The sequence below is a fragment of the Neobacillus canaveralius genome (assembly GCF_047237705.1).
GTDB lineage: Bacteria > Bacillota > Bacilli > Bacillales > Cytobacillaceae > Neobacillus > Neobacillus niacini_K.
This window is the reverse complement of the sequence record NZ_JBDFLL010000001.1, coordinates 3,170,953-3,196,604: the sequence shown is the minus strand read 5'-3', so window position 1 is coordinate 3,196,604 and position 25,652 is coordinate 3,170,953. Positions and strand designations below refer to the sequence as shown.

Annotated in this window: 30 protein-coding genes; 20 read left to right on the top strand and 10 right to left on the bottom strand. The window is 37.7% G+C overall.

The features are described 5' to 3' along the window. The first annotated feature begins 82 nt into the window (after nucleotides 1–82). From ABC255_RS16065 to ABC255_RS16050, 4 genes are all read left to right on the top strand, one after another. Complete coding sequence (locus ABC255_RS16065; RefSeq protein ID WP_412994989.1) at nucleotides 83–1,024, top strand: phosphodiester glycosidase family protein; 942 nt, start codon at nucleotides 83–85, stop codon at nucleotides 1,022–1,024. 14 nt (nucleotides 1,025–1,038) lie between these two features. Then, nucleotides 1,039–1,509: a glycosyltransferase family 2 protein gene (locus ABC255_RS16060; protein WP_412994987.1), complete on the top strand. Its 471-nt coding sequence runs from the start codon at nucleotides 1,039–1,041 to the stop codon at nucleotides 1,507–1,509. A 54-nt stretch (nucleotides 1,510–1,563) separates the two neighbouring features. Next, nucleotides 1,564–2,049: a GtrA family protein gene (locus tag ABC255_RS16055; RefSeq protein WP_412994985.1), complete on the top strand. Its 486-nt coding sequence runs from the start codon at nucleotides 1,564–1,566 to the stop codon at nucleotides 2,047–2,049. Between the two features lie 111 nt (nucleotides 2,050–2,160). Beyond that, nucleotides 2,161–2,274 carry a putative holin-like toxin gene (locus tag ABC255_RS16050; protein WP_412994983.1) on the top strand — a complete coding sequence of 38 codons (114 nt, stop codon included), beginning with the start codon at nucleotides 2,161–2,163 and terminating at the stop codon, nucleotides 2,272–2,274. A 219-nt stretch (nucleotides 2,275–2,493) separates the two neighbouring features. Here ABC255_RS16050 and ABC255_RS16045 read toward each other — a convergent pair whose 3' ends face one another. Next, entirely contained in the window at nucleotides 2,494–3,189 is a 696-nt protein-coding gene (locus ABC255_RS16045; protein WP_412994981.1) for a helix-turn-helix transcriptional regulator, read from the bottom strand. Nucleotides 3,190–3,330: 141 nt separating this feature from the next. Between ABC255_RS16045 and ABC255_RS16040 the strand changes: the two genes are divergently transcribed. Together ABC255_RS16040 and ABC255_RS16035 are read left to right on the top strand one after the other, a co-directional pair. After that, nucleotides 3,331–4,275, top strand: a complete 945-nt coding sequence (locus ABC255_RS16040; protein ID WP_412994979.1) for an alpha/beta hydrolase — start codon at nucleotides 3,331–3,333, stop codon at nucleotides 4,273–4,275. Between the two features lie 48 nt (nucleotides 4,276–4,323). Continuing rightward, complete coding sequence (locus ABC255_RS16035; protein WP_412994977.1) at nucleotides 4,324–5,973, top strand: flavin-containing monooxygenase; 1,650 nt, start codon at nucleotides 4,324–4,326, stop codon at nucleotides 5,971–5,973. A gap of 163 nt (nucleotides 5,974–6,136) precedes the next feature. Here ABC255_RS16035 and ABC255_RS16030 read toward each other — a convergent pair whose 3' ends face one another. Then, nucleotides 6,137–6,862, bottom strand: coding sequence for a hypothetical protein (locus ABC255_RS16030; RefSeq protein WP_412994976.1), 726 nt, complete (start codon nucleotides 6,860–6,862; stop codon nucleotides 6,137–6,139). 290 nt (nucleotides 6,863–7,152) lie between these two features. Between ABC255_RS16030 and ABC255_RS16025 the strand changes: the two genes are divergently transcribed. Next, entirely contained in the window at nucleotides 7,153–7,323 is a 171-nt protein-coding gene (locus ABC255_RS16025) for a Fe3+ hydroxamate ABC transporter substrate-binding protein (RefSeq protein WP_412994974.1), read from the top strand. Between the two features lie 42 nt (nucleotides 7,324–7,365). Beyond that, complete coding sequence (locus ABC255_RS16020) at nucleotides 7,366–8,454, top strand: NAD(P)H-dependent flavin oxidoreductase (protein ID WP_412994972.1); 1,089 nt, start codon at nucleotides 7,366–7,368, stop codon at nucleotides 8,452–8,454. 82 nt (nucleotides 8,455–8,536) lie between these two features. On the opposite strand, the gene ABC255_RS16015 is transcribed toward ABC255_RS16020, so the two are convergent. Continuing rightward, a complete protein-coding gene (locus tag ABC255_RS16015) occupies nucleotides 8,537–9,547 on the bottom strand; it encodes a metal ABC transporter solute-binding protein, Zn/Mn family (RefSeq protein ID WP_412994970.1) in 1,011 nt (336 codons plus the stop codon). Nucleotides 9,548–9,816: 269 nt separating this feature from the next. Here ABC255_RS16015 and ABC255_RS16010 point away from each other — a divergent pair, with 269 nt between their 5' ends. Continuing rightward, nucleotides 9,817–10,890, top strand: a complete 1,074-nt coding sequence (locus ABC255_RS16010; RefSeq protein ID WP_412994969.1) for an undecaprenyldiphospho-muramoylpentapeptide beta-N-acetylglucosaminyltransferase — start codon at nucleotides 9,817–9,819, stop codon at nucleotides 10,888–10,890. A gap of 213 nt (nucleotides 10,891–11,103) precedes the next feature. Here the strand turns inward: ABC255_RS16010 and ABC255_RS16005 are convergent, their stop codons facing one another. Then, nucleotides 11,104–11,190, bottom strand: a complete 87-nt coding sequence (locus tag ABC255_RS16005; protein WP_412998571.1) for a YjcZ family sporulation protein — start codon at nucleotides 11,188–11,190, stop codon at nucleotides 11,104–11,106. Between the two features lie 194 nt (nucleotides 11,191–11,384). On the opposite strand from ABC255_RS16005, the gene ABC255_RS16000 reads away from it, so the two are divergent. Then, entirely contained in the window at nucleotides 11,385–11,678 is a 294-nt protein-coding gene (locus ABC255_RS16000) for an RNA polymerase alpha subunit C-terminal domain-containing protein (RefSeq protein ID WP_412994967.1), read from the top strand. A 12-nt stretch (nucleotides 11,679–11,690) separates the two neighbouring features. Here ABC255_RS16000 and ABC255_RS15995 read toward each other — a convergent pair whose 3' ends face one another. From ABC255_RS15995 to ABC255_RS15985, 3 genes are all read right to left on the bottom strand, one after another. Next, entirely contained in the window at nucleotides 11,691–12,305 is a 615-nt protein-coding gene (locus ABC255_RS15995) for a DUF47 domain-containing protein (protein ID WP_412994965.1), read from the bottom strand. Between the two features lie 416 nt (nucleotides 12,306–12,721). Next, nucleotides 12,722–13,234 (bottom strand): GNAT family N-acetyltransferase, encoded by a 513-nt coding sequence (locus ABC255_RS15990; RefSeq protein WP_412994963.1) that lies wholly within the window; start codon nucleotides 13,232–13,234, stop codon nucleotides 12,722–12,724. A gap of 111 nt (nucleotides 13,235–13,345) precedes the next feature. Further along, on the bottom strand, nucleotides 13,346–14,314 hold the full coding sequence (locus tag ABC255_RS15985; RefSeq protein WP_412994962.1) for an NAD(P)-dependent alcohol dehydrogenase: 969 nt from the start codon (nucleotides 14,312–14,314) through the stop codon (nucleotides 13,346–13,348). A gap of 230 nt (nucleotides 14,315–14,544) precedes the next feature. Between ABC255_RS15985 and ABC255_RS15980 the strand changes: the two genes are divergently transcribed. The 3 genes from ABC255_RS15980 to ABC255_RS15970 all read left to right on the top strand — a co-directional run bounded on the left by ABC255_RS15980 (nucleotide 14,545) and on the right by ABC255_RS15970 (nucleotide 15,690). Then, nucleotides 14,545–14,958 carry a RidA family protein gene (locus ABC255_RS15980; protein WP_412994960.1) on the top strand — a complete coding sequence of 138 codons (414 nt, stop codon included), beginning with the start codon at nucleotides 14,545–14,547 and terminating at the stop codon, nucleotides 14,956–14,958. 173 nt (nucleotides 14,959–15,131) lie between these two features. After that, on the top strand, nucleotides 15,132–15,281 hold the full coding sequence (locus tag ABC255_RS15975) for a hypothetical protein (RefSeq protein ID WP_179600548.1): 150 nt from the start codon (nucleotides 15,132–15,134) through the stop codon (nucleotides 15,279–15,281). Nucleotides 15,282–15,447: 166 nt separating this feature from the next. After that, nucleotides 15,448–15,690 (top strand): hypothetical protein, encoded by a 243-nt coding sequence (locus ABC255_RS15970; RefSeq protein ID WP_412994958.1) that lies wholly within the window; start codon nucleotides 15,448–15,450, stop codon nucleotides 15,688–15,690. A gap of 96 nt (nucleotides 15,691–15,786) precedes the next feature. Here ABC255_RS15970 and ABC255_RS15965 read toward each other — a convergent pair whose 3' ends face one another. After that, complete coding sequence (locus ABC255_RS15965; RefSeq protein ID WP_412994956.1) at nucleotides 15,787–16,203, bottom strand: ribosomal maturation YjgA family protein; 417 nt, start codon at nucleotides 16,201–16,203, stop codon at nucleotides 15,787–15,789. Nucleotides 16,204–16,321: 118 nt separating this feature from the next. Between ABC255_RS15965 and ABC255_RS15960 the strand changes: the two genes are divergently transcribed. The 7 genes from ABC255_RS15960 to ABC255_RS15930 all read left to right on the top strand — a co-directional run bounded on the left by ABC255_RS15960 (nucleotide 16,322) and on the right by ABC255_RS15930 (nucleotide 21,844). After that, the gene (locus ABC255_RS15960; RefSeq protein ID WP_412994954.1) at nucleotides 16,322–16,819 is read left to right on the top strand and encodes a GNAT family N-acetyltransferase; all 498 of its coding nucleotides are present in this window, start codon (nucleotides 16,322–16,324) and stop codon (nucleotides 16,817–16,819) included. Between the two features lie 23 nt (nucleotides 16,820–16,842). Next, nucleotides 16,843–17,502 (top strand): DUF429 domain-containing protein, encoded by a 660-nt coding sequence (locus tag ABC255_RS15955; RefSeq protein WP_412994952.1) that lies wholly within the window; start codon nucleotides 16,843–16,845, stop codon nucleotides 17,500–17,502. Between the two features lie 26 nt (nucleotides 17,503–17,528). After that, a complete protein-coding gene (locus tag ABC255_RS15950) occupies nucleotides 17,529–18,392 on the top strand; it encodes a PhzF family phenazine biosynthesis protein (RefSeq protein WP_412994951.1) in 864 nt (287 codons plus the stop codon). 24 nt (nucleotides 18,393–18,416) lie between these two features. Then, nucleotides 18,417–19,670 carry an MFS transporter gene (locus tag ABC255_RS15945; RefSeq protein WP_412994950.1) on the top strand — a complete coding sequence of 418 codons (1,254 nt, stop codon included), beginning with the start codon at nucleotides 18,417–18,419 and terminating at the stop codon, nucleotides 19,668–19,670. Between the two features lie 379 nt (nucleotides 19,671–20,049). After that, nucleotides 20,050–20,412: a hypothetical protein gene (locus tag ABC255_RS15940; protein ID WP_412994948.1), complete on the top strand. Its 363-nt coding sequence runs from the start codon at nucleotides 20,050–20,052 to the stop codon at nucleotides 20,410–20,412. Next, nucleotides 20,409–21,314, top strand: coding sequence for an FAD:protein FMN transferase (locus ABC255_RS15935; protein WP_412994946.1), 906 nt, complete (start codon nucleotides 20,409–20,411; stop codon nucleotides 21,312–21,314). The genes ABC255_RS15940 and ABC255_RS15935 overlap by 4 nt, the downstream gene beginning before the upstream one ends. Continuing rightward, the gene (locus ABC255_RS15930) at nucleotides 21,311–21,844 is read left to right on the top strand and encodes a ferric reductase-like transmembrane domain-containing protein (RefSeq protein ID WP_412994944.1); all 534 of its coding nucleotides are present in this window, start codon (nucleotides 21,311–21,313) and stop codon (nucleotides 21,842–21,844) included. Before ABC255_RS15935 ends, ABC255_RS15930 begins: the two co-directional genes overlap by 4 nt. 285 nt (nucleotides 21,845–22,129) lie before the next feature. Here ABC255_RS15930 and ABC255_RS15925 read toward each other — a convergent pair whose 3' ends face one another. Then, nucleotides 22,130–24,442, bottom strand: coding sequence for a thiamine pyrophosphate-dependent enzyme (locus ABC255_RS15925; RefSeq protein ID WP_412994942.1), 2,313 nt, complete (start codon nucleotides 24,440–24,442; stop codon nucleotides 22,130–22,132). Nucleotides 24,443–24,460: 18 nt separating this feature from the next. Then, nucleotides 24,461–25,471 carry a 2-oxoacid:acceptor oxidoreductase family protein gene (locus tag ABC255_RS15920; protein ID WP_412994940.1) on the bottom strand — a complete coding sequence of 337 codons (1,011 nt, stop codon included), beginning with the start codon at nucleotides 25,469–25,471 and terminating at the stop codon, nucleotides 24,461–24,463. Between the last annotated feature and the right edge of the window lie 181 nt (nucleotides 25,472–25,652).

Here is a 25,652-nt window from a genome sequence, read left to right as displayed (position 1 = left end):
AAGGTTACCCTCTTAGAATCAAAATCATAACAAAGCAATTGACAATCTACTTTAGCGAAAAAAAATAAAGGAGGATAAAACTTTGGAAGTTCAAAAAGTACAACCCCGTAAAAAGAAAATAGTCATGATTATTACTCTCAGCGTGTTGGTACTAGGTATTATCTTATATCAATTAGCAAATCGTTATTTGATAAAACACGTGGAAATGACAAACGCATTAAGCAATACACCGAGCACGGTGCAATCCACTGAATTATCGACAACAGAAGAAGATTACAATGCTGACGACTGGAGTTATACCAGTGACACAAAGTCTATTCAGATTAAAAAAGTTGAAGCTGGTACCTCAGCCAATCCTATTGTTTATTATGTAGCAGATGTTGAACTTAAAGTAGCAAGCAGTCTAAAATCTGCTTTTGCAAACAATCAATTTGGTAATAACATTACTGAAAATACATCTGTGATAGCAAGTGAAAATAATGCAATTTTTGCGATAAATGGTGATTATTATGGATTTCGGGAGGATGGGATTACCATTCGAAATGGAGAGGTCTTTCGAGACAATCCAGCACGCACGGGGCTTGCTTTATATGAAGGTGGATCAATGAAAATTTATGATGAGACCGAAACGAGCGCAGACGAATTACTTGAACAAGGTGTAACACAGACATTATCATTTGGACCTCCATTAGTTGAAAACTCTACAGCTATTACTAATTTTGGGAATGTAAGTATCGATAGCAATTTTGGAAATCGGTCAATCGAAAACTCCAATCCAAGAACTGGAATTGGAATAATTTCACCAAATCATTATGTATTTGTAGTCGTCGATGGGCGAAGCGAAGAAAGTGATGGCATGACATTGACAGAGTTTGCTCAAGTGTTTGAAGACCTAGGCTGTACAGAGGCATATAACCTTGATGGAGGCGGTTCTTCTACTATGTATTTTATGGGAAGAGTGGTTAATAATCCTCAAGGAAAAGGTCAAGAACGTGGTGTAAGTGATATTTTATACATTAATTAAAAGAGGTGATTCCAATGATCGTGATTATTCCTGCTTATCAACCAGATGAAAAGATGCTGCGACTCATCGATGAAATTCAAAAAAACTCTAACTATAGTATTTTAGTTGTTAATGATGGCAGTACTGAAAGCTGTCGTCCAATCTTTTCACAAGCTAAAATGAAAGGCTCCATGGTATTGTCTCATGAGAGCAACCAAGGAAAAGGAGCTGCACTTAAAACAGCTTTTTCCAATATCGGCAATCATCATCCAGATGAAGATGGGGTGGTCTGCGCCGATTGTGATGGACAGCATAGCTGGGAAGATATCCAGCGGATTGCCGAAGCAATACCCTCCCATCAGCAAACCATCCTATTGGGCAGTAGAGAATTCGTAGGATCTGTTCCATTAAAAAGTTTAATAGGTAACACCGTAACGAGAAAAATATTTTCTTTTGTTTCCGGTTATAAAATCAATGATACCCAGACGGGGCTTAGAGGTTTTTGAGTAGAGATGCTGCCATGGCTGCTTCAATTAAAGGGAAATAGGTATGAATATGAAATGAATCAGCTTTTAGAAGCTAAATCTTCTGGGTATGATGTTTGTAGTATTCCGATCAAAACGATCTATGAAAATAATAATAAAGGCAGTCATTTCCGCCCAATCTTAGATTCGATTCGAATCTATCTTCCAATTATAAAATTTAGTTTGTCTTCCGTCTCTTGTGGGATCATGGATCTCATTGTCTTTTTTCTACTAAATTGGTTAACAGGGAATTTAATTGTTTCGGTCATAGGTGCAAGAATCATTAGTTCCGTCAGTAACTACCTGATGAATAAGAATCTTGTATTTAAAGCCAAGAACTATCTACAATCAAAAACGTTAGTAAAATATTATGGTTTAGCTGCTCTAATCATCATTAGTAATTATTTCTTACTTGAGTTCTTTACTAATACAAGCAATTTATCACTCTTTACGAGCAAAATTTTCACTGAAGGAATCCTTTTTATTTTTAGTTTTTATACTCAGCGACATTATATTTTTTAAAACAAAGTAGGTTCCTAGTTTTTATGTAGAATATACGAATATATGTTCTTGTTTTATGTGGTTTTGTGATATACTAGAAAGGCATAGAATAGGGGTCTCAATGGTGCCGGCATGCTCCCAATAGGAAGGGGGTGTTGCTGTTTGACAATTTTTGAAACGTTGATGATTATGTTCGGCTTTGCTAGTTTAGTCATTGCCATTCTGACGTTTAATCAAAAAAAATAACCCACCCATGAGTTTGGAAGCCTCGGGTGGATTATTTATACTCATACTAGCCGATCCTATTGAGAGACCGTCTATTGCAGGACCGACATGTTGCACCATGTTCGGTCTTTTTAGTTTATGTTCATGTCTATCTATATTATAACGAAAAATAGGAAAAAAGAAACATATAAGATAGGTAATCTAATAAACAAATAATAGTAGTAAGCGTTTACATTCTAATCAAGAAATAATACCCCTTCTAAAAAGTTCACTTACTGCATGAGAACGATTATGTGCACCAAGCTTTTTGATCGCTGACTTCACATATTGCTTTACTGTTAATTCACTTATATCCATCGCAGCAGCCATTTCCTTCATGCTTTCTCCCCAAGAAATCTTCCTCATTACCTCTAATTCCCGTTTACTTAAGTTTGGTGTTTCATCTAGGTTGTTGGTCTTTTCCATGTACTTTCCAACTATTCGCCCGTAATCAGTAAGAGAAGAAAGCGTCCGTTCATCAATTACAGCAGTATCGGAGAATTCAGTTGTACATATGTAGCCAATAACCACTTTATCAAAGCAAATCGGGATCACAGCCATAGAATTTACGTTGGAAGTAACGATATATTTGCTGCTTGTTTGTTTTAAGAATTCAATTCCAGAGCAGTACTTGGCTCTTCTTTCTAAGATGGCGGAGTAAATGAAGGGCAGGGTGCGAACATTGTCGCGGATTTCGTTTATGTAGACGATGCCAGTTGAATTTAACATGATGATTCCTTCACCTAAATAACCTAAAGGTGAAAAACGGAATAAATACGAATTCCGTACAGGGTAGATTGACATGTATACCTCTAAAATTTTATACAGTTTCTCCTCATGACTAGACGTTTCCTCTAGCTGTACAATCTTTTCCATCAAGGTACGCTGTGATGCCAAATTATCATCTCCTTTTGGGGGATTTAGTATATATAAAATTGGGAATATTCAAATTATACAAAATATTTTACTATTTAGATAGTACTTACTATGCATATACAGAAAAAGGTGAAAAACTTTTATTACGAAAGGAAGATGACAATGGCAAATTTAAAACCACAATCACTAATCTATCTAGAGGCATTTAAGCAAATGCCGCCAATCGCTTCATTAGAGCCGCAAACAGTAAGAGATATGTTTGCGATGGCACCGCCAGTAGAGGTAGAACTTGCTCCACTTGCAAAGATTGAAGATCGTCTTGTACCTGTTCAAGATGGAGAAATTAATGTCAGAATTTATACACCAGAAGGTCAAGGTCCTTTCCCGGTATTTGTATATTACCACGGCGGCGGCTGGGTATTAGGCGATATTCCTACATCTGATGCCAGCTGCAGAATGCTAGCAAATAAGACACAAAGAATAGTTGTCTCAGTTGATTATCGACTGGCTCCTGAGTATAAATTTCCTGTACCGGTGGAAGATTCTTATGCTGCTTTACAATGGGTAAGTGAAAATGCTGCGCCGCTAAATGCAAACGCTTCCAATATTGTCGTAGGCGGTGATAGTGCCGGGGGCAATCTGGCTGCTGCCATGACCTTAAAGTCACGCGAGGAAAACGGACCTGCTATCGCTGGTCAAGTCCTGATTTACCCTGTAACAGCCTTAAGCTATGATACTCCATCCTATGATCAATTTAAAGAAGGATTTGGGTTGGACCGAGACCTGATGATATGGTTCGGTAATTATTATATCCGCAATGACGAGGATGCGAAAAATGTACTCGTTGCACCAATTCTCGAAGAAAATTTACGCAACCTTCCGCCAGCCTATGTACTGACAGCAGAGTATGATGTGCTGCGAGATGAAGGTGAAGCCTATGCAGAACGGCTTAGAGACGCTGGAGTTTATGTAGAAACCTCAAGGGAAGAAGGCTTAATCCATGGTTTCTTCACGAATATGGCGGTCTTCCCTGAAGATATTAAAGGGGCAATTGACAAATTTGCTTCTTTTTTAGCAAAGGTAGATCAAGAAGTAAGTAGAGTCTAATTAGTATAGAAGCTATATCTGAACCTAATTTTAGGGAGGGAAATGCTAATGGCAACGAAAAAAGAGGGAAATCAAACAAGTTTTGATGCGGTTGTAATTGGTGCAGGCTTTTCAGGTATGTATATGCTTTATCGCTTACGTGAGGCAGGTTTATCGACTCGAGTATACGAGGCTGCCGATGGTGTTGGAGGTACATGGTACTGGAACCGTTATCCTGGGGCACGCTGTGACTCAGAAAGTATCTACTATAACTATACCTTTTCAGAGGAGCTTTATCGTGAGTGGACTTGGTCTTCTCGCTATCCGGAGCAGCCTGAGATATTAAAATATCTTAACTTTGTTGCTGATAAATTCAATTTGAGACCTGATATTCAATTTGAAACCCGGGTACAGTCAGCACAATATGATGAAGAGAAAAAGCAGTGGCAAATCTCTCTAAACGATGGTACTTGTGTTTCAGCGAAGTATTTTATCACGGGTGTCGGTTGTCTTTCCGCTTCAAACCTTCCTAAATTTAATGGCTTAGAAAACTTTAAGGGTGATTGGTACCACACTGGTCATTGGCCGCACACAAAGGTTGATTTTACAGGAAAACGAGTAGGAATTGTTGGGACTGGATCGAGCGGCGTTCAGGCGATTCCTGTCATTGCTGCAGAAGCAGATCAGCTGACCGTTTTCCAACGAACACCGCAATATAGTGCACCAGCAAGAAATCACCCTTATGATCCTGAATATATCCGAAATGCCAAGGAGAATTTTCACGAAATTAAGCGCCAAATTCGTGAATCCTCAGGCGGTGCACCTGGAGAAGTGCCGACGAAATCCGCGCTCGAGGTAACGCCTGAAGAACGCTTGGCTAAATTTGAGGAAGCATGGGAGGTTGGTGGTCAAGGTATATTCACCTCGTACTATGACATTACCATTAATCCAGAGGCAAATGAGCTGGCAGCCGAATTCATCCGTTCTAAAATCCGCTCCATTGTGACAAAACCAGAAGTCGCCGAAACGCTTCTGCCTTCCTATTTTTACGGAACGAAGCGCCCAATTATCGACACCGATTACTATGAGACCTATAACCGGGATAATGTTTCGTTAGTCGATGTGAAGAAAAATCCAATTGTAGAAATTACGGAGAAGGGAATCCGTACTACTGAGGGAGAATTTGAGCTTGATGCCATTGTGTTCGCAACCGGCTTTGATGGCATGACTGGCCCACTGTTAAAAATGGATATTCGCGGTAAAGATGGTGTGTCATTGAAGGAAAAATGGAATGGGGGAGAAAATACACGAACCTACCTCGGCGTTGCGAATGCCGGATTCCCTAATTTCTTCATGATAACTGGACCAGAAAGTCCATCGGTTCTTAGTAATATGCCGGCATCCATTGAGCAGCATGTAGAATGGGTCTCGGATTGCATCGAATATATGGAGGCAAATCACTTAGAGACGGTTGAAGCAAATCTGGATGCGGAAGAAGCATGGAGCAAGCATTGCGGTGAAGTTGCGGATGCCACATTGTTTACAAAAGCAGACTCCTGGTACACTGGTGCCAATATTCCTGGGAAAACGCGCAGATTTTTAATCTATCTAGGCGGTGTCGGAGCATACCGTCAAAAATGTACAGAAATTGCTGAGAATGGATATGAAGGATTTACGTTTGAAAAGTCAACAGCGCCTATTCAGGGTAGTATAAAATAAATCGTTTTTACGCAAATTGTCCCTAGACATTCGTCTAGGGACTTTTGTATAGAACGAGCAAAATGGAAAAGTGGGGTCATGGAGCCTAAAATCATCAGTAATTTTAGAAAAGTGGTATCATGAAGGGTTCATGAAGCCCGAAAGTATCAATGATTTTATTATTTTAATTTACTTCCGTAACTCCACCTTCATAAAAAATCTCAAAATATCGATTAACACTATTGCCGGATTCATTAGTGGCGGTTATTCGATATGAGCGATAATTTGGAGTTGATCCATCAAAATGAATAATTTTTTCAAATGAACTTGGTAACTGTTCTGTAATCTCCTCGTCTGTAAAAATGATACTAGTGGCATCCGAGCATCCTTTAAAAGTTACATCATGTTCTCCTGCAGGTAAGTGTGTAACAAGCTGGGTAGGGCTTTCAATATTTAGTTTTGGGAGTGTAGTATCAGGAGCTTCCTTAAACGTAAGGCCATTTAAGATAAAATCATAGGAAAGCAGGGACGGGTCTTCCGGTGATTCTGCTGGATTAGAGGTTATCACTAGCATATAATCACCTGCTGGCAAAACATCGCCATTTCCATACATGGCCGACCAGTTTTTATCAGTGATGATATAATCGGATCCAAGTGTATCGGGTCCCCAACTGATGTCAATGGTACCTTTCTTTGAGGTTGAAAATAGGTAATAATGTGTTTCAAGATCACGATAAATCCTGCCTTTATATTCAACCGGCATTTTGACTTTTTCCTTTTGTTTTTTCTCTGTTTTCACCTGTTCTGCAGATACATGGTCTGGTAATGGAGAAAACACTCTTGGTGTAAATAACAGAAGGAACACCAAAAATCCGACCCATAAATACTGTAATTTCTTTGATTGAAACATAACAATCATCCTTTCTTGATAACAATTAAATTATTGAATTTAGACCAGTGCTTGATTGTATGCTGCAACTCTTATCTCTATAAAGTAGACGATATCATATGAGTATGGTTACACTTGTTTCTGAGAAGATAAGGATTATTTTCAATTTTGATCGGCCCATTTTTAACAAAGGTTTCATGGAGAATTTTTAATCCGTTTGTATTGTTCCCATCCTTATAAACTAATAATATGGTTATATACAAATCTAAACATTTTTTACATTCATTGTTAGAAACGGAGTTGGTTTGAACATGTTGTGGGATAAACCAAAATGTATGGTTTGTGAGAAACAATTTAAGGAAGATGAGATCGTCTTTGTGAAAATGAAATATCCTAAACGTAAAGGTTTTACGGAAATCAAAGCCTATTTAAGAAACGAAGGAAAATTTGTTTGTAAAGACTGCATTACACTTAAAAAATAGGAATAGTAAGTCCAGTAAAATATAATCTATGAGGTGTGGTCGATGTTAAAAAATAAAATGACACAGCTATTAAAAATTGAGTATCCGATCATTCAAGCTCCCATGGCGGGAGGAATAACGACTTCAAACTTAGTAGCGGAGGTTTCTAATGCTGGTGGCCTTGGAATGATTGGCGCTGGCTATATGACTCCAAATCAAATCAGAGAACAAATCAAGGAAATAAAGCAGTACACATCCAAGCCCTTTGGAATAAATTTATTTATCCCAAACGAATTTGCTTATACAGATAGTGAAGTGAAATTAGCCAATCAGGTATTAAAGCCCATTCGTAATCAATTACATATAAACGAAGATCCTAACCTAGACATCCCAACTTGTGATCAAGTATTTGAAACATTTAACGAACAAATCAAAGTTATCATAGAAGAACGAATCCCAGTTTGTTCCTTTACATTTGGTATTCCTTCTGAGGCAGTTATTTCGGAATTAAAACAAAATAATATTTTTGTGATTGGAACAGCTACAACAGTGGAAGAAGCCGTTGAAGTTGAAAAATCAGGTATGGATATAGTTGTGGTGCAAGGTAGTGAAGCAGGGGGGCACCGCGGTAACTTTATCAGTCCATCACAAGATAGTTTAATAGGGTTAATGTCACTGATTCCACAAGTTGTCGATCATGTCAGTATTCCAGTTATTGCTGCTGGAGGAATAATGGATGCTAGAGGTTTAATGGCTTCTTTATGCTTAGGTGCATTGGGAGTACAAATGGGCACTGCTTTCTTAACATGTATCGAAAGCGGTGCACAAAAGGTATACAAAGAAGCGATTATGCATGCGAAAGAAGACCAAATTGTTTTAACTCGGGCGTTTTCCGGAAAATGGGCGAGAGGAATTAAAAATAAATTTATAGCAGAAATGGAGAAACACGAAGATTTATTACCAGATTTCCCAGTTCAAAATGCACTTACTCAACCTTTAAGAAAAGCTTCCTCTGCTCAACAAAACGCAGATTACCTCTCACTTTGGTCCGGTCAAAGTCCCAGATTAGCAAAAAATCAAACAGTGGAATCGTTAATGAAAAGTATTATAACTGAAGCAAAAAATATCAATAACTCTTTTTTTAGATATTAGAGACCAGTAATAAGAGAATAAATCATCTATAAAATAAATCAAAACCCTGCCTAAATTCAGTTTGGCAGGGTTTTGATTTATCTTACTGGTTCAAAGCAGTTTGAATGACATCTATATTTTTTCTCATGATGCTTAAGTAGTCTTCCTGCTCCTTAATATTTTCGTCTGTTAAAGCCTCTAGATTGTGTAGTGTCAGCGATTTTGCGCCAATTTCTTTCTGAATAATTTCTGATACTCTAGGTGAGACATTTTGTTCAAAGATCACATATTTAATTCCGTGTTCGGTTGATTCTTCAATAATTTCCGCTAATTCTTTTTGAGAAGGTTCCTGTGTAGGGGAAAGTCCATTTATCGCAATGGTTTCCAGACCATATCGTTTCTCCCAATAGCCGTAGGCATCATGAGAGACTAACAGGTGTTTGGTTGTTGAGTTGTCAACGACTGTCTTAAACTCTTGATCTAGTTTTTCTAAGTCACCTTTCAGCTGGAGAAAATTTGTTTCAAATTCATCTGCGTGCTCTGGCTTTAAATCCGTTAATGCTAGTTTAATATTATTAGCCAAGTCAATTGCTAATACAGGATCCATCCAAACATGCGGATCAACATCTCCATGGTCATGCTCTTCATCCTCATGTGCATTTTCTTCGGCAAGTTCATGCTCTTCATCTTCATGAGCAGTTTCTTCGGCAGACTCATGCTCATGACTATGGGAGGATTCTAACAGTTCTATTCCGTCAACTGCCTCCACTATGGTGACGTCTTCTTTTTCTAAGGTTTCAACAGCTTTATCAGCAAAACCCTCGATTCCCGCTCCGGTGTATATGAATAAATCAGATTCAGCAAGAGAGATCATGTCCTTTGTAGTAGGTTCAAATGTATGGGCATCGACACCAGGAGGGTAAATACTCTGCACTTCAACAAAGTTACCGCCGATTTTTTTTGCAAAATCCTCAAGAGGGTAAATGGTAGTGGAAACTTTTAACACATCATTCTTTGTTGTTTCATCGCTTGTTTGAGTTTCTTTTGCGCCGCAGGCGGTTAACAATAGAACAGAAATCATAATGGTTGAAAAAATAAATTTAGTTATTTTCATTTCTAAACTCCAATCAAATATTTATTTTGTGTAAATCGTAGTTATTACGTTTTGTATTATATTATTAAATTATGATTCTGTAAATGATTTTAGGAATCATTTCGAATTAGAAATTAAGAATACTTATTTTTTCTGGAGAAAACCATGGATATCAATTTAATTATCTTTTAATTTATAGGGGAGTTATTCTAAGAAGAAAAAGAAGAATTTACAAACATAGGTAGCGTATAATGGGTACTACATATTACTGCAAAAAAACGGGAGGATATATGGCGATCAAGAAAATTGTATTTACCGGCGGGGGTTCAGCAGGGCATGTAACGCCAAATATAGCTATTATTAATGAGCTTAGCAACGATTGGGATGTTTTCTATATTGGCTCTAAAAAAGGAATTGAAAAAGAATTAATTCAAAAAATAAACATTCCTTACTTTGGTATAAACAGTGGGAAACTTAGAAGATATATAGACTTTGAGAATTTCGTGGATATATTTCGAGTAGTAAAAGGATGTTTTGAAGCAAGAAGGATTCTAAAACAATTGAAACCCGATTTAATCTTTTCTAAAGGTGGATTTGTTTCAGTGCCTGTTATTTTAGCGGCAAAGTCCTTAAGAATCCCTATTTTTATACATGAAAGTGATTTGACACCAGGATTAGCGAATAAAATTTCTCAAAGATTTTCAACAAAGATTTTTACTTCGTTTGAAGAAACAAAAAAATTCTTCCCTGAGCATAAAACAACCGTCATCGGTTCTCCGATTAGAAAAGAAATAATGAACGGGTCCACAGAAAAGGGGAGAAAGTTACTTGGATTTGATAAGCATACTCCAATTTTAACGATAATGGGTGGAAGTTTAGGAGCAAAAAAAATAAATGAGGTTGTCCGAGAAACGCTAGAACAACTAACTTTACATTACCAGATTGTTCATATTTGCGGGAAAAATAACATGGATCCTCATTTGTTTAACCGACCAAAGTATAAGCAATATGAATATGTTTATGATGAGTTATCAGACATTTTAGCTGCTACGGATATCGTAATTACTAGGGGTGGCTCAAATGCCATTTTTGAATTTCTTGCCTTAAATATACCAATGCTTATTATCCCACTAGGTTTAAATCAGAGCAGAGGGGACCAAATTTTAAATGCGAAAGTTTTCCAAAATAAAGGCTATTCACTTACCCTAGAGGAAGAAAACCTCACTAGTAAAACGTTGATGGAAAATTTAAATACTGTCTATAAAAACAGGGAAATGTACCAGAAAAACATGAAAGAATCTTATAATGGTGACGCCTTACAAACTCTTGTAATAGAAATTAATAATGTGAATACCAGCAGATAAAACTTTGTAGGATTTGGCTGCAATAAATGCGGCCTTTTAAGCAGAACCATTTATGTATCTCCACAATCTAGTAAACTATTCCAAACAATGGGATCATTTGATTGATATAACTAAGAAATAACTCGCCAATAGTAAACTCCAGCCTAATGGACTTTTTGCTATTTGGCGAGTTTTCATTTTATACAGCTAACAAATTATTACAAGAAACAATTATCAACATGCGCACCAAATTATTATTAACAGGATAAATAGCACAACAATTAAATGAAACCCAAACCCAACTTCATATTCATTACTCATTTGAAATACCTCCTTATTTCTGGGAAGAATACATCTTATGATATTCGCCTAGAGATTGACACTAAAACCGAATATTAATAAAAAAAGACAGTGACTCAAATAAACAATTTAGCGGACTTTATTTATTTAAAATGGGATAAATATAGTATGATTAAGAATAATTCCAGTCTTTTTATTTAGAGGTGACTATTGAAATGACTTTTTCAGAAAAGTATGTAAGAACTTGCCCCAATGGACACAAGTATCATAAAAGTAGTGATTGTCCAACCTGTCCGACTTGTGAGCAAGAACGGAAACCCATAAGCGGATTTCTTTCACAGCTCTCCGCACCAGCAAGACGGGCATTGGAGAACAATGGGATCACATCATTACAGGAACTATCAACCTATAGTGAAAAAGAAGTTTTGAAATTGCACGGAATGGGACCTGCTTCTTTACCTAAACTTAGGTCAGCATTATATGAAGTAGGCCTGCAGTTTAAATTATAACTACCCATATTGTTAAGCATTTTTCATGATAATGGTTTCTAATGTATTGGCTACGGACTGACAGAAGTCTGCAATGTTTTCTAGTTCTTCATAGATTTCCTTATATTGAATGATACGGATCGGGTCTTTTTCATTTACAAAAAGACTTTTTATCGATTCCCTTAAGATTCCATCACATTTGGATTCTAAATCTTTGATTTTTATTGCATGTTCTCTCATGTCCTGTAATTTCTTTGTTCCCAGAATTTCAATTGCTGTTTCAATTTCAGATGCACAACTTCTAATTGCGTCAACAAACCTAAGCATATAATCATCTGCATTTACTATCGAATACATTTCAAATAGAGCGGCTGTATGCTCTAAGCCATCTAAAACATCGTCCATACTCATCGTAAGAGTTAAAATATCCTCACGTTCAATAAAAGTAATAAAAGCATTATGTAAATCCTTAAACACTTCATGAACCATGGTATCGCCCTTTGATTCGTACTCCTTCATTTTTTCTGAAAAAATCTTAAGGTCGCTAACATTCTTTAATTTATATTCCGCAAAATAATTGGCACTTTCCTTTAAATTTGAAGCGATATTTCCCAAATAAACCGCAAATTTGTCTTTTTTCTTAGCCATGCTGATACCTCACTATTATCCAATTATTGTAGTACTAGTTATTTACTTTTACTATTTCCTGATTGGAATATCCAATACATATATCAACATAAGTGAAATGAAGGTTTCAGTAAACTAAGAAGGATTCCTTCTCTATTTGTTGAAATAGTCTTTAGAAAAAGAGGGAAAATCTAAAGGGAGAGTTTCTAATGAAAAGTTACGATATAGAGTTGGAAGGGAAAAAGGAATTGCTCAATTAAGGAAGGATATAAAAAACGTTGCAATCATTTCAATAGATGATGCCGGTCATATTATACAATGGGACCAACCAGAGGAAGTAAGTGCTGAAATTGTAAGGTGGATTCATACTAATGAAGTTAGACATCTGAAACAATGAACGTAACCCCCAAAGCATTTGCTAAGGGGGTTCTCAATTTTTAACCTTCTTCAGGATATTTAGGGCCGTTTAGGTCTAATTGATAAAAAGCCAAATCCAGCCATGTTTCGAATTTATAGCCTGCATTTTTAATTGTCCCTGAATGGACGAAGCCAAACTTCTCATGCATGGCAATGCTTTTTTCATTTGCTGCATCAATTCCTGCAATTAAGGTCTTATACTCTCGTTCATTTGCAATGGAAATTATTTCTTTTAATAAAGAAGTAGCAATTCCTTTTCTTCGATAATTGTTATCTACATAGATAGAATGTTCGATAGAATATTTGTAAGCGGGCCACGGTCTAAAGGGACCAAAAGTTGCAAAACCAACTACCTTATTATCTAACTCATATACGATAACAGGATAACCTTCATCCATTTTTTGTTTAAACCAAATTCTTCGACTTTCAAGTGTTTGTGCTTTATAGGTATATACAGCAGTAGTATGAAGGACAGCATCATTATATATATCTAAAATGTCCTGTAAATCCTTTTCTTGTGCAGATCTTATCACGTTAGACACCCCTAAAATACAATATGGCGTCTATTATAACAGTGAAAGTCTAGTATGAAAATAACTTAATACAAACTTTTGTTGGGTGCCATAGAATATTCATTATTTAATTCATATTGTAATAACAACTTTCCCTTGTGCGTGACCATGTTCAAAGTATTTGAATGCTTCGCGTACGTCACTTAGCTTATATTGTCGATCAATAACAGGTTTAACTTTGCCGGTTTCCAGAAGCTCTTTCAAGAATACGAGATCATTTTGATTGGCTCTTTGTAAGAAGGTGCCCATATTTTTACCCGAAGTCTTTGATATCCATGCTCCCACGGTCATAGCTTGGAACATTTGTGCCCCGGAACCTCCAACATGAACAAAAATACCATTTGGTTTTAATGCACTCTTATAATCTGAAAGAGGTTGGTGACCATTAACACCAAGAATTAAATCATAACTCTGATTGTTTTCGGTAAACTTTTGCTTTGAATAATCAATGACATGATCGGCCCCAAGCGTTTGCAAAATATCTACATTTCTCGTACTACACACTCCAGTTACCTCTGCTCCAAAGGATTTGGCAATCTGTACTGCGAATGTGCCAACACCCCCAGAGGCACCATTAATCAATACCTTCTGTCCCGCTTGAATCCTGCCCTTATCCCGCAGACTCTGTAAGGCGGTCACAGCTGCCATTGGAACTGCCGCAGCTTCCTCGAAGGAAAGGTTGGCTGGTTTTAAAGCTACTGTATTTTCTGGTACAGCTGCATATTCCGCATAACCACCCCAACCACATCCTGATAGATCTCCGAATACGTCATCACCTGGTTGAAATTGGGTAACATCTTTCCCCACTGCTTCTACCGTGCCAGCAATATCTCCTCCAGGTATAGAGTACCTTGGTTTAAAAAGTCCGAATGCAAATCTTGCTAAGAAAGGTTCTCCTTTTAAAAGGACGAGGTTTCCAAAATTCACGGAAGAGGCATGAACTTTTACCAATATTTCATTATCCTTAGGAATCGGTTTTTCAACTTCTGTAACTTCAAGAACATCAGGTGGACCATATTTTTTATATACTATCGCTTTCATAAATGCCCCCTATAAATGTATTTACTACTCAGAAATATCTATAAAAATAATAAACTTATAGGTAAATAGATATTCCGCTTAGAGGTTTTTCAATACTTAAATTCACTAGTATAAATGCTGTTAGTTACAATTAATAGAAAAGAAAAAGTAGTTATTATGATGAAAATAGTTAATGTTATCTGATAAAATTAAACTTATATGGAATATTTAGGAGGAGGTAGTCGAAAGCAATGAACAAGAAGATATCGCTCATTCATTCTAACCATTTAGCTCAAGTTGATTATGCATATGCTAGTCGGGTTCCAGCGGGAATGGATTTATTATTTTTAGCGGGAGCCTGCCCACTAACGAAAGAGGGAATCGTACCTGCATCAAGTGATTATGAGATACAGGCTAACCTTTGTGTGGAGAATTTGAAAGCGGCATTAAAAGAATGTGGTGCTACTTTAGAAGATATCGTTTATACAAGAATTCTCGTGGCAAGTCAAAACCGGGCTGACTTGGTCACAACATGGCAAACAATCAGAAGAGAATTCGGTAACCATGATGTCCCGAGCACCTTATCAGGGGTAACTATATTAGGCTATACTAATCAGTTAGTGGAAATCGAGGCTGTAGCTGCAGTTAATAACCATACAAAATAGTGTGAGGGGACTCAATTTTTTGAGTCTTATTTTTATTAGTGGGGTCTTTTATTTTCTAATTATTCTCTATTATTTTCCTATTCCGCCTATTTTGTAAGCGCTTTAATGTGAATAGATTCACATGTATAATAAGAATATAAGAAATCCATTAACCTTAACTGGAGGAAATCAAGATGTTTACAGAACTTTTTCTTGAATTCAAAAATTGGTGGTTTGGCGAGTCAATGTATAATGAAGAGATAGAAGAGTTTGAACGGATTGAATCCAAGCATACAAGAGTTCATCATGATGAAGATGTTTTTGAAATAATTCGAGTACATTAAACCTAAATTAATTTGCATTCCAAAGAAGACATCTAGTTGAGAAGTCTTCTTTTTTTATATTCTGAGATTGATAAAATTCATAATCTGTTTGAATTTAAACGGCTTGATGTCACTATTTCTATGCTATCCTTATTCACAAAGTACTATTTTTATGGAGGGTTACAAAATGAGCTGTGGTTGTTCATCACATATTAGAGATGGAAAAGATATCGTTGATCATGTTAAAAGTAAAGGGAAAGAAAACTTTGCACCTGCAGTGGCGCACGAAATTAGCTGTGAGTGTGGCGAAACATTTACGTTAGAAACTGTTGTTATGAATTGCCCCAAATGTGAAATGACTTATGCCGTAACACCATGTGGGTCTAGTGATATTAGTAATATCAAACTTGCAGGCATAAAATACGCTTAAGAAAAAACTATTATCCTGAAGTTAAGGTTGCTGCACGCAACCTTTTTTATTTTCAAAAAATCGAGTAGAAGGTGTGAAAAACAGAAGAACATTAATTTATTTGTTATTCTGTTTTTTTATAATTGTTAACCAATCAAAGCTAGAGGCAATGACAATTCCTGTTGTATAGCGAATTAAATCCACAGTAAGGAATCCTTTCCCTAATATCAACGCTCCCAGCAGAGTTCCTCGAATCTGATTAATCCATTCTTCTTGATACAACTGACTGAATTCGATACCGAAACTAAACAAAAAACTAAGAAACATGGCTGTCACCATGCTTTTTTTCAAAAGGAAGAACCGGAATCCGAAATAGACCATCATTGCCCATAGGACATCTCCAGCATTCTCTGCTAAAGTAGAGAATAATAGATGGCAGAATTTTCTGGATGCCAGTCCCAGAACAATTGAGATCACAACAGCTATAAAATAAGTTCTTCTTAGTTGATTATGAGATTCGTTTTTAGAAATCATTGGCATCACCTTATTTCCAAAGTATAATCATCTTTATATTAACACTATTTTGAGAATACAATCGATATCTGCATACTTACTGATATATCTTCAAATTCTACAGATAGAGGTGTTTAATGTGCTAAAAATTGAAGAAGTTAAAGACATTGAGATCTATATAGGAACACTTTCTGAACTTTTGGTACAAGTGGTAGACGACGGTGCGTCCATTGGGTTTTTACCGCCTATGAAGCTATCAGCTGCGAGACAATATTGGCAAACTGTATTAAATCCAGATGTCCTTTTATTTATTGCGAAACTAAATAATGAAATTGTTGGAACCATTCAAGTTCATTTATGTACCAAGCAGAACGGTCTCCATCGAGCTGAAATTGCAAAGCTAATGACAGGACCCAATGCTAGACGCAAAGGGGTAGCTCGTGCATTGATGAAAGTTGCGGAGGAGCGAGCTGTAAGTGAAGGAAGAACGTTACTTGTCCTTGATACAAGAGAAGGGGATCCCTCAAATCATCTCTATGAATCAATTGGTTTTATTCCCGCCGGGAAAATTCCGAACTTTGCTCTGTCTCAAACAGGTGAATTAGATACCACTGTTATTTATTATAAAAATATATAAATGAGCTGAAAGCGGGATTGTTAATGAGAGTGATAGGCATTGATTTATCGGGACCTAGTAATCATAAAGATACGGTTATGGCGGTCTTTGAATTGCTAGATGGTGAATTAAAGTTTCTCAAACTAAAGAAAAATATTCGAGACCTAGAAATTTTGGAGGAAATCCAGACTCAAAGTCAAATAGATGAAGTTGTTATTGGTATGGATGCTCCTTTGTCTTACGAGGATGGCGGAGGGGACAGGCACGGTGATAAACAACTGAGACAGTTTATTCTTTCTCTAGGGATGAAGCCTGGCTCCATCATGCCTCCTACATTTAATCGAATGGTCTATTTAACATTGAGAGGAATTAAGCTTACTAGAGAAATAGAAAATCTCCTGAGTAAAAACCCTATATCCATTGTGGAAGTACATCCTGGTGCCGTTATAGGATCAAGAATTTCTCAAAAAGACTTAGGACATGTATTGAGCTATAAGCAAGAAATAACTTCGAGAATTTTTATAAAAAAATGGCTGGGAGAGCAACAATTAATAGAGCTGCCTGCATTTATAGCAGAAGAAAGTCATACAATTGATGCGTGTGCTGCGGCACTAGGAGCTTGGCATTGGAAGGACCCATTGTTTGCTACAAAATGGCTGCTTCCTGCAAATCCTCCTCTTCATCCATATGACTATTGTTGTTAATTAAGTAAAGTAAGGAGGAAATTAAGATGAAGTATTATATTGTGGATGTGTTTGCCGAAAACAAATATGAGGGAAATCAATTGGCAGTTTTCATTCCAGAGAGAAAAATGGAAAAAAACGAATTGCAAAAAATTGCCAGAGAAATGAATTTTTCGGAAACAACCTTTATTATGTCGGGCTTACAGGATAATGGTGGTTATGATGTTAAAATATTCTCTCCTGATTCAGAATTACCTTTTGCAGGACATCCAACCCTCGGAACTGCTTATATTATTAAATTCTTATTTGACCGGTCAGAAGGTAGTGAAATTAAACTAAATCTGCCTGTTGGGCAAATACCAGTTGTTTTTGAAGATCAATACGCCTGGATGACCCAAAACCAACCTGAATTTGGCGCTAATGTGGAGATTGATAGAATTGCAGCAGTACTACAAATAAATCGAGAAGATATCAATACTAATTTTCCGCTACAAGTCGTGTCAACTGGATTACCAAGTGTAATAGTCCATTTGAATTCATTGGATGCTGTAAGTCGATGTAAAATTAATCATCGAGCCTATGCAGACCTATTGAAGGATAAGGGAGATATTAATTTACTGGTCTTTGCAACTGAAACTGCAAACCCAGAAAACGATTTAAATGTAAGATTATTCATGCCAATACCGGGATATCTAGAAGATCCAGCAACAGGAAGTGCTAATGGAAATTTAGCAGCATATTTATTGGAACATAACTTTTTTAATTCTAACGAAATAAACTATCGTGTCGAACAAGGGGCTTTTATTGGCAGACCATCGTTACTAAAAATAAATGCCAAAAAGAGTGATGACCACTATCTAATCCAAGTCGGCGGACGTGTTATTGTCATTTCAGAAGGTAAGTGGTATTAAGAATCAAGTGAAGGGAAATATACTATGCAAACATTGCCACAAACACAACCGGTAAAGAAATACATACCACTTTCATTTTTTGTGATTTTTCTAGGATACCTTGTATTTGGGTTATCAGAGAATATCAAGGGACCTGCGATTCCACAAATGCAAATCGATTATGGGATCGATGAGCTGCAGGTTGGTTTTCTATTAGCCATTAATTCGATTGGTTTTTTAATCGCTTGCAGCTTTACTGGCGTATTTTCATCTAAAGTCGGCATTAAGCTTACGAGTCTGATAGCATTTGGTGTGATGGCGTTATCTGGAGTATTTATTTATTTTTCAAGTAACTTTGCAATCTTTTCCGTTTCCTATTTCGTTATGTATTTAGGAAATGGGATGTTAGAAATTGCGTTGGCGATTTTGGCTGCAAGAATTTTTACAAAAAATACTGGCTTTATGATGAACCTATCTCATTTCTTTTATGGACTTAGTTCTACGGCTGCTCCTTTGATGGCTGCGGGCTTAATGGGCGTGACATTTTTGGGGGGTAGTGAGCTAGGCTGGCAGGGAATGTATTTAATCATGCTTTCATTATGTATCATCCCTATGATCCCAGCATTTTTCAGTACACTTCCAGTTGATAAAACAACCTCTCACGAACGCCTGCCTATTAAGATGTTCTTAAAGGATCGGGTAGCATGGTTCATTATTATCATTCTTTCTTTTGGTGTTATCGTGGAGCTTTCAATTGCTGGCTGGCTTGTTAACTTTCTAGAGAGATCTTTTCAATGGAGTTCAACAGAAGCCTCTGGTATGTTATCAATCTTTTTTCTCTGTTTTATGGTAGGAAGGTTACTTCTGGGATTTGTAACCGATAAAATTGGATTTATGATTTCTATCATTGTTTTTTCCGGTCTTGCTGGAATTACGACCATTTTGGCTACATTATTCGGACCATCAGGTGTATGGTTATATGCGGCGGCTGGATTTGGGATTGCACCCGTCTATCCAACTGTAATGGCGCTGCTTGCTAAAAGATATCCTAATGGAATCGACGCTGCGATTACCGTGACCGTAACCATTATGGGTATCGTGGTGGTTATTAGCAATTTATTCTTAGGAGCGCTCATTGAGTTTTTTAAAAGATGGTTCACAAGTCTTCTGGGAGCTGAAATCGGGCTAATGAGAGGATTTCAGGCAGGATTTATTTTTATTGGCGTCTGCGGGGTTTTATGTTCTGTTTTTAGTATTATTTTGTATCGTTATTTAAAGAAGCGTAATGAAGTTATGTAAACAAAGTGACCAATCCAAATTGAAAAATAAATTGTAAAAGCATATATCGGAATTCCGATATATGCTTTTTTGTTTTTGGCTGTGTTAAAGGAGACTGTTGATTTTAGAACCTGTTGATTGGAGCGGAGGGCGCTTGACTCCTGCGGGATGAACGAGCTTAGTGAGACCCCGCAGGTCGTACGACCGAGGAGGCTCACTAGCGAGCCCGCGGAAAGCATAGCGCCTGGAGCGCAAATCAACAGCCAAATTTAACACAGTCTTGTTTTTAAATGTGTAATTTCACTAAGTTTTCACCAACCGTGTTTATAGTAAGAGCATAAGAAGCGGAAATCACGTTGCAACTATATTAAATTCAAGATGTATTGGAGGAATTTTAGAAATGGACAAAAAAGTAAAATGGACGATAATTGCAGTAAGTACAGCAACGGCATTAGGCTTCGGGGGATTGGTATTGAATAATCAAAATCCCTCAAGTACAACGAATAGCACAGCTGAAAATAATACTAATCAAGAGAACTCAACAGCATATAATCAAACTCAAGAACAGCAAGACCGTTTTTCTCGTGGGAATCATCCGCAAGGTGATAGTGAACAAGCTTCTGTACCATCTGCTTCTAATGATGAAGGCAGCATTAGCCAAAGTTCACCTGACCAAGGATCTTCTTGGGGACAGGATCAATTCCAACAGGCTCCAAGCAGCGGGTTTGAACAAGGAAATGGAAGTTCAGGTGCAACACGATGAATAGGACAGAATTTAGAGCAATGAATTGCACGATTAAGTTAGACGGAATGGACAGGGAAGTTCAATTAGAAATCAAACAAATGATTCGTGAATTTGAGCAAACTACAAGCAGATTTATTCCTGACAATTATCTTTCCTACCTGAACAGCAGGGCACAAAATGTTCCGATTCTGTTAGATGACACATTTGCTAATCTGCTTGACCAATCGCTGACACTAACAAGGAAGACCGACTATTATGTTCATCCATTCATGGGTGATTACATGAGAGAGATTGGCTATACTTCTTCTTTCCATGAGAATTACGAACCTATTTTCGAAGAAGGGGAGTTCGCTATAAAAGAATTTAGAGAGGAACCGATTGAACGATTATCGGAAAAGTGGTTGATTAAGAAGCGGGACTTCTCCTTTGATTTTGGCGGATTTGGAAAAGGTTATATTATTGACCAAGTAAAAAAACAGCTTCTTCAAAAACGTTCTAATAATGCTCTGATCAATGCAGGAGGGGATTTAACAGTAATTGGATCTTACGAAGTTGGCATTGAACATCCGATTTTAATGGGAAAAGATATGATGAGGTTTGTCATTAAGGATTGTGCATTGGCGACTTCTGGTAAAAATTATCGGAAGTGGGAGAAGGACCAATCCTCCTATCACCACATTTTAAATGGCCGAACAGGTGAACCCGCTCAGAATGGAGTTTTACAAGCAAGCGTTATTGCTGACAACGTAATGGAGGCAGAAACGGCTGCAAAACTCTTTTGCATCCTTCCCTTTGAGGAGGCAAAAGCATTGCTATCGGTGAGGTTTCCTAAGATTGCTTATTTTATTTATTTTGAAAATAATCAAATCGCCATTGGTGGTGATAAAGGACTATATGAAAGACTGGAGGTAGCACAATGAATTGGATATGGATCATCATTAGGGTCACCGGTTTGGCTGGTTATTTTTTGCTGACATTGTCATTACTGGCGGGAATCTATCGACATATTCCACGCAAAAAGGGTAACATTCTCGCTTTTCACCAAATAATTGGTCAGGTGGCATTATTATTTATCGGCGTACATGCTTGTTTACTTTTGTATGATACGTATCAGCCTTATACGTTAAAGTCCATTCTCATACCGTTCACTTCTGCCAATGACCCAATCTTAACGGGGATTGGTACAATAGCAACTTATCTATTAATAATTGTTATTTTTACATCTGATTTCATGAAAGCATTTGGACGTTCATTATGGAAAAAAACGCATTATCTAGTTTTTCCGCTTTGGGTGCTTTCTGCGATTCATGGATTATTCCTTGGAACGGATTCACAAACAATATGGGCGGAGGTTCTTTATGTAAGTACCACGTTAATGGTTGTTTTATCGACACTATATCTTGTTATTAAGATGAATAATAAGAAACAAGGGAATGTAAGGGTTAATTAGACATATAGTCTCAGTAACTCTAATTACAGAGTAGTGTTTTAATTCCCATTAAGGATAAAAAGCACGTTGACCGGGAATCAAAGCGGACTTTTGATCCCCTTAAAGGATAAAAACCAGGTGTTACGGGAACCAAAACGGACTTTTGATTCCCCTAAAGGATAATAACCAGGTATAACGGGAACCAAAGAACTTTGCCTGTATCAAAAAGGGGAGTGACAAGTATATTATCTTTGGAGCATTTTAGATAAAAAATCCCAAGTGACTTGCCATCACTTGGGATCTTTTTTATAGATAAGGACTTTCATGCTTCGCCTTAAGCATATTCCAACGGCGATCAACCTCTTTATCAAACATCTCCAGCATGTCTTTGCTGTTTTCATTGAGCAAATGTTTCGTTTTACCCATCAGCTTCAGCCATTCGGATACAGCTAACCGTTTATTTTTCTCCTCAGGATTATAGGTAACCGTGGTAATTCCATGCTCAACCTCATAAAGAGGGAAGAAGCATGAGTTAACAGCTGCCTCTACAATTGTCTGTCCTAACTCATCCTTTGATTTCCAATTCAATGGACAGGTAATTAAGATTTTGCCATATACCAAACCTTCATTATTGGCATACCACTGTGCCTTTGCCGCTTTCTTTAATAGATCCCTATCAAAAGCTTCAGTACCGGTAAATACATATGGAATATGAGTAGCCGCCATAATTTGAGCAGTATCTTTATGATGGAACGGCTTTCCGTTTTGGAATCCTCCAATATTGGATGTACTTGTCATATGACCCATTGGAGTAGAGTAGGACAGCTGGCTGCCTGTATTCATATATCCTTCATTATCATACTCAAGGATAATCATTTTATGGTTTCTTAATGCCGTTCCAATCGCAGGACCCATACCAATGTCCATACCACCGTCACCAGTCACCATTACAAAAGTAAAGTCATCACTCAAACCAAGTTCAGCTAACTCACCACGTCTCTTTCTTTCATGGAACATTTCTACTAGACCTGAAAGGGTAGCAGAACCATTTTGGAAAAGGTTATGAATGTAGGTGGCTTTATGAGAGCTATATGGGAAACCAGTGGTTACAACCATTGCACATCCAGTGTGGAATAATGCAACGATATCACCTTCAATACCTTTAAAGAACAATTCCAACCCAGAAAAGATGCCGCAGCCTGGACATGCCCCATGACCAGATGCAAGGCGCTTTGGCTTCTTCGTTAAACTCCGCATTGGCGGGATTTTCACTTTGAGTTCGCCCGTTTTTTCATCAGGAGTTACAGTGATTAGACCGGTATTTAAGTCTTCTTTTTTCATTGGATTCAGAACACGTTTAGGAGCAAACTCAGCCTTACCAGGATTATGCCCGAAATAGTCAAACGGCTTTTCTGCAAATCCTTTTTCGGCAGCTTCTACAGCTAACTCGAAAAAGTGTTCAGCATCGTCTGCATAAAAGTCTTTTCCGCCCAATCCGTAAATTCGGTTAATAACCTTTGTATGCGCATTTCCCACCGTTTGTAGTGCAGCTCTTAATTCAAGGGCCATGTTCCCGCCATGTGCCCCGTAAGAATCAGCACGGTCACCAACTGTCACAGCTTTTACGTTTTTCAAAGCTTCCGCTATTTGTTTTTGAGGGAAGGGCCGTATCATATTCGGTGAAATGACGCCCGCTTTGATTCCTTTTGAGCGGAGGCGGTCGACCACGTCTTTACAAACCTCAGCAGCAGAATTCAACATAAATACTGCCACCTCGGCGTCCTCCATCCGATATAAATCAAGGATCGGATACTCACGTCCGGTAATTTGCGCATATTCTTTCGAAATTCGTTCGAAAACTGCCTCGGCATTGTACATCGCTTCAGATTGTTGATAGCAGTTATTAATATAGTCAGGTTCATTCATATATGGACCTATGGTAACTGGATTCTCACGGTCTAAAGCATGAGGGAAGTTCCTTGGCGGCTCACCGATAAATTTTTGGACATCACTTCTATTTTTAATCACCTGAACACGACGTTTTTGGTGGGAAGTAAAGTACCCGTCAAAAGAAACGATAACTGGCAGCCTGACTGATGGATCTTCTGCTAGTTTAATAGCAATAATGTTCATATCATAAACAATTTGAGGATCACGGGCCATCAAGATTGGCCATCCAGTATTCAACCCAAAATATAAATCAGAATGATCACCATGGATATTTAATGGACCTGAAACAGAGCGGTTGACTAAATTTAATACCATCGGGAACCGGGTTCCAGATTGAACAGGAAGCTGCTCTAACATATAAAGGAATCCATTAGCGCTAGTAGCGTTAAAAACACGGCCGCCACCAGTTGACGCCCCGTAGCAAATCCCTGCAGAACCATGTTCACCATCTGCCGGAATTAATACGATATCATGTTCACCTCGAGATTTCATTCCATCCAGGAATTGTGCTACCTCTGTTGATGGGGAAATAGGGAAGTATCCCATTACATGATAATTAATTTGGTGGGCAGCATAGGCAGCCATTTCATTACCTGATTCAAATACAAAACTTTGCTCAACTGTCCCAAGTTCGGTTTTAAGATTTTCTTGGTTTATTTCAATGGACATAAACATCCCGTCCTTTCCTTAGTTTTGAGTGACTAAATCAAAAAGTTGAGGCACACGGTTTTTGTCCGCATAGCCGTCATTATATTCACGTTCTCCTGATAGCGCTTCCACTGGACAGGCGGTTACACATTTCAAACAGCCTTTGCAATATTGGTAGTCAATGCCACTGAGAAACATTTGCGGACGACCTTTTTTGTCTGGCTTTTCCTCCCAAACAAAGCAAAAATCGGGGCAGGCTGTATCACATGCAGCGCAATTGATACATTTCTCCTCATGAAAATGAGGGAGCATACCGGCGCGTGAAATACTTAAATCTTTTAACATGCTGTTACCTGGATTTATGATCATACCGCCAATGGCCTGAGTTTCATAACCAAGAACGGGTTCTGGTCTTGAAAAAGGTTTCGGTTCAACTCCATCTTCAGGAAGATAGGTTTTAAATGCTACTTCATTAAATCCACGGTCGAATGTACGAATATTTGGATCAACCAGATGTGGATATTTTTTTTCAAAGGTCCGTCGTATTGTTTGTTTCATTGATTCTGGGTCTAAAAAGTCCAAAATTCGATAAAGCGCACCCAGCATAGCCGTGTTCGCTTTTGTTTGTTCTTCTAACGCGATACCAGTGGCATCAATGATGGCAATGGTCCCACCAGCAATTTTCATGAGATTTTTAAGTTCATCAGGGGATTTTTGTGAGTTTACTAGGATCGTGCTGTCAGGATAGATCCCGCTAGTGCAGTCGATGGTTTTAAACAGGGCATCATGGAAAATGCCGACAACATGAGGGCGTTCTATTGGTGTGGTGTCTCGAATGTTTGTTTCTGGCTCGCAAAAACGAATATGTGCTTTTACTGGTGAACCCTTTTTCTCTGAACCGTATGATGAAAAACCAACTCCATTGAGTCCGTTTCCAACAACTCCATCCTCAGAAAGCATTTTTCCAGCCAGATTTGCTCCTAACCCGCCAATAGACTCAAGGCGGATTTCAAAAAAACCTAATTCATTTGTTTTTGGCAATTTTGACAAGTATTTTCCTCCTATCTGTGAAATGGAGTTTAATATAGAATATTATAAATATTCTATAAATTAAATTATTTTAATTGTAACAGGACACCAAAACAATTACAACAGATTTTTGAAATCAGAAGTAGGAACCCGTATGCAGTTGGTTTTATCATATAGGTGAAGGGTGATTGTGATATATAAC

Bases quoted from the DNA above. Each gene is read 5' to 3' on its own strand.
- ABC255_RS15975 (WP_179600548.1), top strand. From the start codon at position 15,132: ATGTTTACAGAACTTTTTCTTGAATTCAAAAATTGGTGGTTTGGCGAG.
- ABC255_RS15955 (WP_412994952.1), top strand. From the start codon at position 16,843: ATGAGAGTGATAGGCATTGATTTATCGGGACCTAGTAATCATAAAGAT.
- ABC255_RS15935 (WP_412994946.1), top strand. From the start codon at position 20,409: ATGAATAGGACAGAATTTAGAGCAATGAATTGCACGATTAAGTTAGAC.
- ABC255_RS16060 (WP_412994987.1), top strand. From the start codon at position 1,039: ATGATCGTGATTATTCCTGCTTATCAACCAGATGAAAAGATGCTGCGA.
- ABC255_RS15945 (WP_412994950.1), top strand. From the start codon at position 18,417: ATGCAAACATTGCCACAAACACAACCGGTAAAGAAATACATACCACTT.
- ABC255_RS16050 (WP_412994983.1), top strand. From the start codon at position 2,161: ATGCTCCCAATAGGAAGGGGGTGTTGCTGTTTGACAATTTTTGAAACG.
- ABC255_RS15995 (WP_412994965.1), bottom strand. From the start codon at position 12,305: ATGGCTAAGAAAAAAGACAAATTTGCGGTTTATTTGGGAAATATCGCT.
- ABC255_RS16010 (WP_412994969.1), top strand. From the start codon at position 9,817: ATGGCGATCAAGAAAATTGTATTTACCGGCGGGGGTTCAGCAGGGCAT.
- ABC255_RS16020 (WP_412994972.1), top strand. From the start codon at position 7,366: ATGTTAAAAAATAAAATGACACAGCTATTAAAAATTGAGTATCCGATC.
- ABC255_RS15930 (WP_412994944.1), top strand. From the start codon at position 21,311: ATGAATTGGATATGGATCATCATTAGGGTCACCGGTTTGGCTGGTTAT.
- ABC255_RS15985 (WP_412994962.1), bottom strand. From the start codon at position 14,314: ATGAAAGCGATAGTATATAAAAAATATGGTCCACCTGATGTTCTTGAA.
- ABC255_RS15925 (WP_412994942.1), bottom strand. From the start codon at position 24,442: ATGTCCATTGAAATAAACCAAGAAAATCTTAAAACCGAACTTGGGACA.
- ABC255_RS16025 (WP_412994974.1), top strand. From the start codon at position 7,153: ATGTTGTGGGATAAACCAAAATGTATGGTTTGTGAGAAACAATTTAAG.
- ABC255_RS15980 (WP_412994960.1), top strand. From the start codon at position 14,545: ATGAACAAGAAGATATCGCTCATTCATTCTAACCATTTAGCTCAAGTT.
- ABC255_RS16015 (WP_412994970.1), bottom strand. From the start codon at position 9,547: ATGAAAATAACTAAATTTATTTTTTCAACCATTATGATTTCTGTTCTA.
- ABC255_RS15970 (WP_412994958.1), top strand. From the start codon at position 15,448: ATGAGCTGTGGTTGTTCATCACATATTAGAGATGGAAAAGATATCGTT.
- ABC255_RS16040 (WP_412994979.1), top strand. From the start codon at position 3,331: ATGGCAAATTTAAAACCACAATCACTAATCTATCTAGAGGCATTTAAG.
- ABC255_RS16005 (WP_412998571.1), bottom strand. From the start codon at position 11,190: ATGAGTAATGAATATGAAGTTGGGTTTGGGTTTCATTTAATTGTTGTG.
- ABC255_RS15940 (WP_412994948.1), top strand. From the start codon at position 20,050: ATGGACAAAAAAGTAAAATGGACGATAATTGCAGTAAGTACAGCAACG.
- ABC255_RS16030 (WP_412994976.1), bottom strand. From the start codon at position 6,862: ATGTTTCAATCAAAGAAATTACAGTATTTATGGGTCGGATTTTTGGTG.
- ABC255_RS15965 (WP_412994956.1), bottom strand. From the start codon at position 16,203: ATGATTTCTAAAAACGAATCTCATAATCAACTAAGAAGAACTTATTTT.
- ABC255_RS15950 (WP_412994951.1), top strand. From the start codon at position 17,529: ATGAAGTATTATATTGTGGATGTGTTTGCCGAAAACAAATATGAGGGA.
- ABC255_RS16035 (WP_412994977.1), top strand. From the start codon at position 4,324: ATGGCAACGAAAAAAGAGGGAAATCAAACAAGTTTTGATGCGGTTGTA.
- ABC255_RS16000 (WP_412994967.1), top strand. From the start codon at position 11,385: ATGACTTTTTCAGAAAAGTATGTAAGAACTTGCCCCAATGGACACAAG.
- ABC255_RS16055 (WP_412994985.1), top strand. From the start codon at position 1,564: ATGAATCAGCTTTTAGAAGCTAAATCTTCTGGGTATGATGTTTGTAGT.